The organism is Streptomyces millisiae (assembly GCF_031845425.1).
Taxonomy (GTDB): domain Bacteria; phylum Actinomycetota; class Actinomycetes; order Streptomycetales; family Streptomycetaceae; genus Streptomyces; species Streptomyces millisiae.
This window is the reverse complement of the sequence record NZ_JAVREM010000026.1, coordinates 1-10,968: the sequence shown is the minus strand read 5'-3', so window position 1 is coordinate 10,968 and position 10,968 is coordinate 1. Positions and strand designations below refer to the sequence as shown.

Sequence of the window (10,968 nt, the reverse complement as noted above, 5' to 3'; positions counted from 1 at the left end):
TGAGGCAACGCAGCCAGGCGGGATGCCAGTCGTCGCGAGCCCGCCGGGAATCGTCAGGCAGGCCCCGGGTTGTCAGCCCGAGGGGGTGGCCCCCCTGGGCGGCAGCAGCCCCGCCGCCCGCGCCCACTGGTACTTGGCACCCAGCGCGGCCACGGGCTTCTCCGTGGTGTACGGATAGGCGACGACGCCGCGCTCGAAGAGGTAGGCCGAGGCGGCCTCCACCTCGGTGTCTCCGGCGAGCGACGCCACGACGGGCTTGTGGATCCCCCGGTCCCTGAACTCGCCGACCACCCGTGCCGTCAGCTCCGCGAAGACCATGGGCGGAGTGACGATGGTGTGCCAGTAGCCCAGGACCAGGGCGTGGATGCGCGGGTCCTCGAGGCCGAGCCTGATGGTGGCCTCGTAGGTGGACGGCGGCTCGCCGCCGGTGATGTCCACCGGGTTGCCCGCGGCCCCGAAGGGCGGGATGAACCTGCGGAACGCCTCGTCCAGGTCGGGCGGGATCGTCATCAGGCTCAGTCCGTTGTCCACCACCGCGTCCGACAGCAGCACGCCCGAGCCGCCGGCGCCGGTGATGATCACGATGTTGTCGCCCTGCGGCGCCGGCAGCACCGGCAGCGCCCGGGCGTACTCCAGCATGTCCGCCAGGCCCGGCGCGCGGACCACGCCCGCCTGCCGCAGGATGTCGTCGTAGACCGCGTCGTCGCCCGCCAGCGCGCCCGTGTGCGAGCCGGCGGCGCGCGCGCCGAGCGCGGTGCGACCGGCCTTGAGGACCACGATCGGCTTCTTGCGCACGGTCTGCCGCGCCGCCTCGACGAAGGCCCGACCGTCCTTCAGGTCCTCCAGGTGCATGGCGACGCAGTCGGTGTTCTCGTCCTCCCCGAAGTAGGTGAGCAGGTCGTCCTCGTCCAGGTCCGACTTGTTGCCGAGCCCGACGATCGCGGAGACGCCGGTGTTGGTGGTGCGGGCGAACCCGAGGATCGCCATCCCGATGCCGCCGCTCTGCGAGGTCAGCGCCACCCCGCCCTTGACGTCGTAGGGGGTGCAGAAGGTGGCGCAGAGGTCCTGCCAGGTGGAGTAGTAGCCGTAGATGTTGGGCCCGAGCAGCCGCACGCCGTGCTCCTCGGCGATGGCCACCACCCGTTCCTGGAGCTCGTGTTCGCCGGTCTCGGCGAAGCCCGAGGGGATCAGCACCGCGTTGGGGATGCCCTTGCGGCCGACCTCCTCCAGCGCCGCCGGCACGAACTTCGCCGGGATCGCGAACACCGCGACGTCCACCTCGGACGAGATGTCCAGCACGCTGCGGTACGCCTTGCGGCCCTCGATGTCGTCGGCCTTCGGGTGCACCGGGTAGATGTCGCCCGCGAAGCCGCCGTCGATGAGGTTGCGCATCACCGAGTTGCCGATCTTGCCGCGCTCGGCCGAGGCGCCGATCACCGCCACCGCGCGCGGCTTCATCAGCCGACCCATGGTGCGCAGGATCTCCTCGCGCGAGTGCCGCCGGCGCTGCTTCGCCGGCTCGCTCGCCAGCACGATCCTGATGTCGGCGACCACCGCGCCCTCGGGCGTGGCGATCACCGGGTTCAGGTCCACCTCGGCGATCTCGGGGAAGTCGTCCACGAGCCTGGAGACCCGGACGATCTGCCCGGCCAGCGCCTCCCGGTCCACCGGCGGCGCGCCCCGCACCCCGCGCAGCACCTCGGCGGCGCCGATGCCGTCGAGCATGGACAGCGCGTCCTCGCGGGAGGCGGGCGCGAGCCGGAAGGTGACGTCCTTCAGCACCTCGACCAGCACCCCGCCGAGCCCGAACGCCACCACCTTGCCGAACGTCGGGTCGGTGACCGCGCCGACGATGACCTCCTGCCCCGGCGGCAGCATCCGCTGCACCTGGACGCCGGCGATCCTGGCCTCCGCGTCGTAGGCCCTGGCGTTGGCGACGACGGTCGCGAAGCCCGCGCGCACCGCGGCCCCGTCGCCCAGGCCGACCAGCACCCCGCCCGCGTCGCTCTTGTGCGAGATGTCGGGGGAGACGATCTTCAGCACCACGGGGAAGCCGATGCGGTCGGCGAGCGCGACGGCGTCGTCGGCGGTCTCGGCCACCCCCTCGGCCGGCGTCGCGATCCCGTAGGCGTCGGCGACCACCTTGCCCTCGGGGGCGGTGAGGACGGTCCGGCCCTCGGCCCGCACCGTGTCGAGCAGGTCGCGCACGGCCTGCCGCTCGTGCGGCGCCGGCGCCGTCGAATCCTCCGAATCCGTGGTGTCCGTGCTCTCCGTGGTCATCGCTCAGATCACTCCATTCGCCGCGAGGAGCCGGAACTCCTCGTCGTCCAGGCCGAGTTCGCCTCGGAAGATGTCCTCGTTGTGCTCGCCGAGCAGCGGGGAACGCTCGACCTCCACGGGGGAGTCGGAGAGCTTCAACGGGCTGCCGACCGTGGTGAACCGGCCGCGCTCGGGGTGCTCCACCTCGACGATCATCTCGTTGTCCGCGAGGCTGCGGTCGGCGATGATCTCCTCGGTGGAGAGGATCGGGCCGCAGGGGATGTTGTGCGCGTTGAGCCGCTCGAGCACCTCCCACTTGGGCAGCGTGCTCGACCACTCCTCGATCAGCTGGAACATCTTCGCCAGCTTGGGCAGCCGGGCCGCCGGGGTGGCCCACTCCGGGTCGTCCTTGAGCTCGGGCCGGCCGATCAGCTCGGCGATCGGCGCCCAGCCGACCGGCTGCACGATCACGTAGACGTAGTCGTTGGGGCCGCCGGGCGCGCACTTCACCGCCCAGCCGGGCTGGCCGCCGCCCGAGGCGTTGCCCGACCTCGGCACCTCGGTGCCGAACGTCTTGTTGGGGTACTCGGCGAGCGGGCCGTGCGCGAGACGCTGCTGGTCGCGGAGCTTGACCCGGCAGAGGTTGAGCACCGCGTGCTGCATCGCCACGTTGACCCGCTGGCCGCGCCCGGTGGCGTGCCGCTGGTAGAGGGCGGCCAGGATGGCGGCCACGCAGTGGATGCCGGTGCCGGAGTCGCCGATCTGGGCGCCGGTGGCCAGCGGCGGCCCGTCCTCGAAGCCGGTGGTCGACATCGAGCCGCCCATCGCCTGTGCCACCACCTCGTACGCCTTGAACTTGGTGTACGGGCCGTCGCCGAAGCCCTTGATGCTGGCGTAGATCATCCGGGGGTTGAGCTCCTGGATCCGCTCCCAGGGGAAGCCCAGCCGGTCCAGGGTGCCGGGCCCGAAGTTCTCCACCAGCACGTCGAACCGGCCGATGAGCTCGGTCAACAGCTCCTTGCCGCGCGGCGACTTGGCGTTGAGGGTGATGCTGCGCTTGTTGCAGTTGAGCATCGTGAAGTAGAGGCTGTCCACGTCCGGCAGGTCGCGCAGCTGCTGCCGGGTGATGTCGCCCGTGGGCGCCTCCAGCTTGACCACGTCGGCGCCGAGCCAGGCGAGCATCTGCGTCGCCGACGGCCCGGACTGGACGTGCGTCATGTCCAGGATCCGTACGCCTTCGAGTGCCTTGGCCATCGTCGGCCTCCTCACTTGTACATGGTCTGGTTCATCGTTCCCGGGGCGTAGGCGTCCGGGTCCACCCAGACGTTGATCAGCGACGGCTTGCCCGACTCGCGGGCGCGCTCCAGCGCCGGCCTGATGTCCGCCGGGGCCCTGACCTCCTCGCCGTAGCCGCCGAGCATCCGCGCGAACTGGTCGAACGGCACGTCCCCGAGGGTGTTGCCGACCCGCTCCCTGGCGTCCCCGTACTTGGCCTTCTGGCCGTAACGGATCTGGTTCATCGAGGAGTTGTTGCCGACGATGCCGACGAACGGCAGGTCGAAGCGGACCAGCGTCTCGAAGTCCCAGCCGGTGAGCGAGAACGCGCCGTCGCCGAAGAGCGCCACCACCTCGGCCTCGGGCCTGGCGTGCTTGGCGGCCATCACGAACGGGATGCCGACGCCGAGGGTGCCGAGCGGCCCGGGGTCCATCCAGTGCCCCGGCGACTTGGGCTGCACCACCTGCCCCGAGAAGGTGACGATGTCGCCGCCGTCGCCGATGTAGATGGAGTCCTCGGTGAGGAAGTCGTTGATCTCGCTGACCAGCCGGTAGGGGTGGATCGGCGAGGCGTCGGAACGCAGTTGCGGCAGGCGCTTCTCGATGGCCTTCGCCTCCACGGCCCGCAGCTCCTCCAGCCACTCCTTGCGCCGCGAGGCACCGCCGTTGAGCCGGCCCGTGGCGGCCTCGCCGACCGCGGCCAGGATCAGTCCTGGGTCGCCCACGATGCCCAGGTCCACGTCCCGGTTCTTGCCGACGGTCCGGTAGTCCAGGTCGATCTGGACCACGGTGGCGTCGGGGGAGAGACGCTTGCCGTAGCCCATCCGGAAGTCGAACGGCGTGCCGACGATCACGATGACGTCGGCGTTGCTGAACGCGTGCCGGCGGGAGAGCTGGAAGTGGTTGGGGTCGCCGGGCGGCAGCGTGCCGCGCCCCGCGCCGTTCATGTAGGCCGGCAGGTTGAGCTGCCTGACCAGGTCGATGGCCGGCTCGGTGGCCCGGGCCGTCCACACCTGGCTGCCGAGCAGTACGGCCGGCTTCTCGGCGTGCACCAGCAGGTCCGCCAGGCGCTCGATCGCCGCCGGGTCGCCGGCGGTCCTGGTGGAGGCGCGGTAGCCGCCGGCCTTGGGGACCCGCGCCCTGGACACCGGCACCCTGGCGTCCAGTACGTCGCGCGGTATCTCCAGGAACGACGGCCCTGGGGCGCCGTGGTAGCACTCGCGGAAGGCCATCGACACCAGGTCGGCCACCCGCTCGGTGACCGGCACGGTGGCCGCGAACTTGGTGATGGGCGCCATCATGTCGACATGGGGCAGGTCCTGGAGCGAGCCCATCTTGTGCTGGCTGTGGGCGCCCTGACCACCGATCAGCAACATCGGGCTCTCGGCCCGGAACGCGTTGGCCACTCCCGTGACCGCGTCCGTGGTGCCGGGTCCCGCGGTGACCACCGCGCAGCCCGGCTTGCCGGTGATCCTGGCGTGTCCGTCGGCGGCGTGCGCGGCCACCTGCTCGTGCCGCACGTCGATGACGTCGATGCCCTCGTCGACGCAGCCGTCGTAGATGTCGATGATGTGGCCGCCGCACAGGGTGTAGATGACGTCCACACCTTCGTTCTTGAGGGCCTTGGCGACCAGGTGCCCGCCTGATATGAGCTGTTCTGAGGCGTCCGGGGTGTCCTTGGGCATGACCAGTTCCGTCCCTTCGTTCGACGCGATGGTCGGGGCCATGGTTTATTGCATACAGTCGACGAATACTGTATGTGCCTGTTATCTCGCATCGACAGGACTGTGTCCAGGGGGCGTTGGCAGATTCTCGCCAACCCTTTACGGCCTGCCGGCCGGAGCGGTCCGAAGGTTCCGCATGTGTACGGGTATCGGGCGAGTGCGTGCCGAACCGCGCCCGGCCGGCTCAAGGGCCCGGTGGTCCCTGCCCCGCGGGGCCAGCCCCGGCCGCCCGCTGGCGCTTGGCCCCGGTGCGGCGGTTCTGCCCCACCCTTCCCGTCTTTTGGGCGGGGTGGGTGGGGCAGCCGCCGCGAAGTGGCGGAGTTGGCCTGCCGCGGCGGCCATCGCCGCGGGGGTACGGGCCCTTCGGACCGCTCAGGCCGGCAGGCCGGTAGCGTACGGCGGATGATGTCCGATCTCGCCGCCTCCATCGTCGACCGGCTCAGGGCCGCCGGTTGTGTGTTCGCCGAGGAGGAGGCCCGGCTGCTGGCCGAGGCGGCCCGCACGCCCGCCGAACTCGACGCGCTGGCCGACCGCAGGGCCGGCGGCGAGCCGCTCGAACTCGTGCTGGGCTGGGCCGAGTTCCACGGGCTGCGGATCGCCGTCGAGCCCGGGGTCTTCGTGCCGAGGCGGCGCACCGAGTTCCTGGTCGAGCGGGCCGCCGCGCTCGCCCCGCCCAGGGCCGTGGTGGTCGACCTGTGCTGCGGCTCCGGCGCGTTGGGCGCCGCGCTGGCCACGCTGCTCGACGGGGCCGAGACGCACGCCGCCGACCTCGACCCGGCCGCCGTCCGGTGCGCCCGCCGCAACCTCGAAGGGGCGGGTGGCCGGGTGCACCGGGGCGACCTGTACGACGCGCTGCCGGCGGCACTGCGCGGCCGGGTGGACGTGCTGGTCGCCAACGTGCCCTACGTGCCCACCGGAGACGTCGCGCTGCTGCCGGCCGAGGCGCGCGAGCACGAGCCACGGCTCGCCCTCGACGGCGGCGCCGACGGCCTCGACGTGCTGCGCCGGGTGGCCGACGGCGCGCCCGACTGGCTCGCGCCCGGTGGTCACCTGCTGGTGGAGACCAGCGACCGCCAGGCGCCCGCGGCCCTCGCCGCCTTCACCGCCGCCGGCCTGGTCGCCCGGCTCGACCACTCGGCGGAACACGAGGCGACCGTCGTCGTCGGGTCCCGCGCGGCGACCTGACGGGCCATCGGCCGAGCGATTGGTTTCGGTCGCTTTCGGGTGGGGTCCGCTTCGGTGCGCAAGTGGCGTGGCATGACTTCTCCTGGCCGGTTCTCGCCGGCCGACCGCGCCGCAGTGAGAAAGGGCAGGCCCATGACGACACACCGGCCGTTCGCCGTGGGCGTCGCGTTGAGCGCCGCGCTGCTGACCCTGGTCGCCGGGACCGCGGGCGCCGCCGCCGCGCACCGCCCCGGCACCGGACCGATGAACGACGCGTTCACGCGCGCCGCCGACGTCTACGGGGTGCCCCGCGACCTGCTGGTCGCCGTCGGATACGGCCAGACCCGGCTCGAAGGACACCAGGGGCGGCCCAGCCAGGCCGGCGGCTACGGCGTGATGCACCTGGTCGAGAACCCGGCGCAGCAGACCCTCGCGCTGGCCGCCGAGCTCACCGGCACCGACCGCGACGAGCTGCGCCACGACCAGGGGGACAACATCATGGGCGCCGCCGCCGTGCTCCGTTCATACGCGGACGGACTCGGCCTCGACGCGGCCGAGCGGGCCGATCCCGGCGCCTGGTACCAGGTCGTCGCCCGCTACGGCGGCGGGGACGACGCGACGGCCGCCGGCTACGCGGACGCCGTCTACGCGCTGCTGACCGAGGGCGTCGAGGCGCGCACCCCGACCGGCGAGATGGTGCTGGTCCACGGCCAGCCGGTGATCCCGGAGCGCGGCCGGTACGCGGACCTCCTCGACCCGCAGGCCGACGCGGACGACCCGGGCCCCGACTACCCGTCGGCCCGCTGGGAGCCGGCGCACGAGGAGAACTTCGAGCCGGGCAGGACCTCGCCGATCACCACGGTCGTGGTGCACGTCGCCCAGGGCTACTACGACGGCACCATCTCCTGGTTCCAGAACCCGGCGGCACGGGTGAGCGCGCACTACGTGGTCCGGTCGAGCGACGGCGAGGTCACCCAGATGGTCAGGGACGCCGACACCGCCTGGCACGCCAAGTCGGCCAACGCCTCGTCGATCGGCATCGAGCACGAGGGCTTCATCGACGAGCCCGCGTGGTTCACCGAGACCATGTACCGCTCGTCGGCCGCGCTCACCCGCTTCCTCTGCGACAGCTACGACATCCCGCGCGACCGCGAGCACATCGTCGGGCACGTCGAGGTGCCGGGCAACGACCACACGGACCCGGGCCCCAACTGGGACTGGGACCACTACCTCGACCTGGTGAACGCCGACTAGTGCTCACGTCCGGTTTCGCGATCCGCGTGCACCGCGCGGAGAGTCGGCAGCCGGCGAGGCCGGCGCGTGTGGTGTGCGGTCAGCTCCAGTCGGTGCAGTGGAGGTTCTCGTTCTCCCAGGAGCACAGCCGCACCATGACGTCGCGCAGCGGGTGGAAGGTGGTCATGTTGCGTTCGAGGTCCTGGGACTGGCCGTTCGCCGCGAGGAGAACGGGGTCCGGATAGAGGATGCGCTGCTCCCACTGCCCGTCCACGAACACCTCGTAGGAGACGTGGAGCTGTGAGTAGGACGGCACCTCCGGATAGTCCTCCAGGGTGAAGCCGAGGTACGCCTGGTTGGTTCCGGTCCACGTGATGACACCGCCACCGACCTCCCCGAACAGGGCACCTAGCCGCCGCGCACGCCGGCGAAGTCGGCGCCCACGGTGAGGGTCAGCACCCCCGGCGGGCCGGTGGCGTCGGGCTCGGTGGTCGCGGCGGGCAGCAGTCGGGAGGCCAGCAGCTCGGCCTGTTCGGCCAGTCCCTCGGGGTAGCCGACGACCGTGCGGGCCGCCTCGCCTGCCGCGTTGCCGGTGCCCACCACCGTGAAGCCGGCGTCGCCCAGCCGCTCGGCCACCTCGGCGGCCTGGCCGGCGATCCCGGTGCCGTTGAGCACCTGGACCTGGACCTCGGAGGGCCGGAGCGCGGGCGACTCCTCGGCGGCGGCCGCCAGGTCGTCCTCGGTCATCCGCTCGTCGCGCGCCAGCGCGTCGAAGAGCAGACCGGCCGACGGGTACTCCCAGACCACGTTGGCGGTGTCCTCGGGGACGTCGAGCTGGCGGGGGTAGTTGGGGACGGTGAGGAAGGTCAGGTTCTCCTCCGGGATGCCCTGGAGGTCCTCGGCCAGGTCGTAGAGGGGGCGGAGCCCGGCCAGTTCCGGGTCGGTGGTGAGCGAGCTCGTGACCGCGTCGAGGAAGTCGTAGAGCGCGGCCGGGTCGGTGAGCTTGGACTGCGCCTTCTCGGCGAGCGAGCGCATGAAGTCCTGCTGGCGTTCGATGCGGCCGATGTCGCTGCCGTCGCCGACGCTGTAGCGGACCCGGACGAAGCCGAGCGCCTCCTCGCCGTCCAGGGTCTGGCAGCCGGCCGCCAGGTCGACATGGGCCTTGTCGTCCTGGATCGGCTCGTCGAGGCAGACGTCGACGCCGCCGAGCGCGTCGACCATGTCCTTGAAGCCGAGGAAGTCGAGCGAGACGAAGTTGTCGATGCGCAGCCCGGTGTTCTGCTCCAGCGTCCTGATGGTGCAGGCCGCGGCGCCGCCCACGTCGCCGTTCATGCCGCCGAGCGCGAAGGACTCGTTGATCTTGCCCTGGTGCGGCTCGGACTCGGTGCCGTCGCCCAGGTCGCAGGCGGGTATGGAGACCCAGGAGTCCCGGGGTATGGAGACCACGGTGGCCCACTCCCGGTTCGCCGCGACGTGCACCACCATCATGGTGTCCGACCGCATGCCCTCGGCCTGGCCGTACGATCCGTCCGTGCCCTCCCTGGTGTCGGAGCCCGCCACCAGGATGGTCATGGCGTCGGGGCTCAGGTCCTCCGGGCGGTCGTCGCCGAGCCGGTCCTCGATCTCGGCGGCCTGGATGTTGCCGTTGAGCTGGTAGTAGAGCCAGCCGAGTGCGCCGGTGGACGCCAGGACCAGCACGGCGAGAGCGCCGGCGGTCCACAGCAGGATCCGCCTGCCCCGGCTGGGTGGCGCCGACCTCGCGCTCCTGCTTCGGTGTGTGCCGGCCACGCCGGTCCCCCCGTTCGGTGTTCGGCCCAGGTTGGGTGGTGGATCAGGGGGCTGAAATCTACAGCACTGTAGAAGGTGGCTGTGACGCGGCCTCCTGGTCAGTACGATGAACCCCGGGACGGACGAGCGGAAGTGCGCGTGCGCACAGGGTCGAAGGGCGGCTGACGTGACCGCAGGGGACGCACGAGCGCGCCGGCGCGGACAGGGGGAGCTCGAGGCCCAGGTGCTCGCCGCCCTGCACGAGGCGACCGGCCCGGTCACCGCCGCCTGGGTCCAGGAGCGGCTCGGCGGCGACCTCGCCTACACCACCGTCATGACCATCCTCTCCCGGCTGCTGGCCAAGCAGGCCGTGACCAGGGAGCGCGCCGGCCGCTCCTTCGTCTGGTCGGCCGCCGCCGACGAGGCCGCGCTCGCCGCCCTGCGGATGCGCCGGGTCCTCGACCGCGAGTCGGACCGCGAGGCGGTGCTCGCCAGCTTCGTCACCGGCCTCTCCCCGGACGACGAGCGGCTGCTGCGGCTGCTGCTCGCCCAGGCCACCGAGGAGCCGGAAGACTGACGTCATGGGCCTGTTCGTCCTGCTGCCGCTCGTCCTGCCCGTCACCGCCTGGCCCATCGCCAGGCTCGCCGAGCAGCACCTCCACCCGCGCCGGGCGACCTGGCTGCTGACCGGTGTCGGCGCGGTGCTCGCGCTGTGCAGCACGCTCTGCGTGGCCCTCATCGCGGTCGTCGGCACGGCCGCCGTGCCGGGCAACCCGCTCCCCGACAGCTGGTCCGACCCCGAGGTGCGGGCCGCCGTCCCCTTCGACGACGTCATGGGCCGCGCCTCGATCCCCGCCCTGGTGGCCGTCGCGTGCGCCGTCGTCTTCACGCTCTGGCGCCACCGCCGGGTCCGCCGCGAGGCGGAGCGCGCGCTGGCCGGCCTGCCGGCCTCCTCGGTCGCCGTGCTGCCCGACGAGGCCCCCTACGCCTACGCCCTCCCCGGCGGCCGAGGGCGGGTCGTGGTCTCCACGGCGATGCTCGCCTGCCTGACCGGCCGGGAGCGGCGGGCGCTCTTCGCGCACGAGCGCGCCCACCTCGCGCACCGCCACCACCGCTTCCTGCTCGTCGCGCAACTCGCCGCCCGCGCCCACCCGTTCCTGCGACCGCTGCGGACGGCCGTCGCCTACGGCGCGGAGCGGTGGGCCGACGAGGAGGCCGCCCAGCTGGTCGGCGACCGGCGTCTGATGGCGCGGGCCGTCGGCCGTGCGGCGCTGGTCGGCGCGGCCACCCCGACGCCGACGTTCGCGGCCCTTGCCGCGCCGGGTCCCGTGCCGCGGCGGGTCGCGGCGCTGCTCGGCCCGGTGCCGCCGGCGGCCGGCTGGCCACCGGCGTACACGCCGGCCGGGCTCGCCGCGTGGATCGCGGCGGGCGGCGCGGCGGTGTCGGCGCTCTCCTCGCTCAACGCGGCGGTGGCGCTGACGGTGATCCTGCGGGCGGCGCTGGCCGCGTAGCCGGCGATGTACCCCCACCCACCCGCCTTTCGGCC

General features: G+C 72.6%; 9 protein-coding genes. 4 read left to right on the top strand and 5 right to left on the bottom strand.

Going from position 1 to position 10,968, the window contains the following annotated elements; genetic code table 11:
- Positions 1-72: 72 nt before the first annotated feature.
- The 3 genes from RNC47_RS19660 to RNC47_RS19650 are packed head-to-tail and all read right to left on the bottom strand — an operon-like array spanning position 73 to position 5,219.
- Entirely contained in the window at positions 73-2,280 is a 2,208-nt protein-coding gene (locus RNC47_RS19660) for an acetate--CoA ligase family protein (protein ID WP_311600501.1), read from the bottom strand.
- Positions 2,281-2,283: 3 nt separating this feature from the next.
- Positions 2,284-3,513, bottom strand: a complete 1,230-nt coding sequence (frc, locus tag RNC47_RS19655; protein ID WP_311600499.1) for a formyl-CoA transferase — start codon at positions 3,511-3,513, stop codon at positions 2,284-2,286.
- Positions 3,514-3,524: 11 nt separating this feature from the next.
- On the bottom strand, positions 3,525-5,219 hold the full coding sequence (locus RNC47_RS19650; RefSeq protein WP_311600623.1) for a thiamine pyrophosphate-binding protein: 1,695 nt from the start codon (positions 5,217-5,219) through the stop codon (positions 3,525-3,527).
- Positions 5,220-5,660: 441 nt separating this feature from the next.
- On the opposite strand from RNC47_RS19650, the gene RNC47_RS19645 reads away from it, so the two are divergent.
- Positions 5,661-6,443, top strand: a complete 783-nt coding sequence (locus tag RNC47_RS19645) for a putative protein N(5)-glutamine methyltransferase (protein ID WP_311600497.1) — start codon at positions 5,661-5,663, stop codon at positions 6,441-6,443.
- A 132-nt stretch (positions 6,444-6,575) separates the two neighbouring features.
- On the top strand, positions 6,576-7,676 hold the full coding sequence (locus RNC47_RS19640; protein WP_394814823.1) for an N-acetylmuramoyl-L-alanine amidase: 1,101 nt from the start codon (positions 6,576-6,578) through the stop codon (positions 7,674-7,676).
- 79 nt (positions 7,677-7,755) lie between these two features.
- Here the strand turns inward: RNC47_RS19640 and RNC47_RS19635 are convergent, their stop codons facing one another.
- Positions 7,756-7,971, bottom strand: a complete 216-nt coding sequence (locus tag RNC47_RS19635) for a hypothetical protein (RefSeq protein WP_311600495.1) — start codon at positions 7,969-7,971, stop codon at positions 7,756-7,758.
- A gap of 92 nt (positions 7,972-8,063) precedes the next feature.
- Positions 8,064-9,443, bottom strand: a complete 1,380-nt coding sequence (locus RNC47_RS19630; RefSeq protein ID WP_311600494.1) for an LCP family protein — start codon at positions 9,441-9,443, stop codon at positions 8,064-8,066.
- A 166-nt stretch (positions 9,444-9,609) separates the two neighbouring features.
- Here RNC47_RS19630 and RNC47_RS19625 point away from each other — a divergent pair, with 166 nt between their 5' ends.
- The gene (locus RNC47_RS19625; RefSeq protein WP_311600493.1) at positions 9,610-9,999 is read left to right on the top strand and encodes a BlaI/MecI/CopY family transcriptional regulator; all 390 of its coding nucleotides are present in this window, start codon (positions 9,610-9,612) and stop codon (positions 9,997-9,999) included.
- Positions 10,000-10,003: 4 nt separating this feature from the next.
- The gene (locus RNC47_RS19620; protein WP_311600492.1) at positions 10,004-10,933 is read left to right on the top strand and encodes a M56 family metallopeptidase; all 930 of its coding nucleotides are present in this window, start codon (positions 10,004-10,006) and stop codon (positions 10,931-10,933) included.
- The last annotated feature ends 35 nt before the right edge of the window (positions 10,934-10,968 follow it).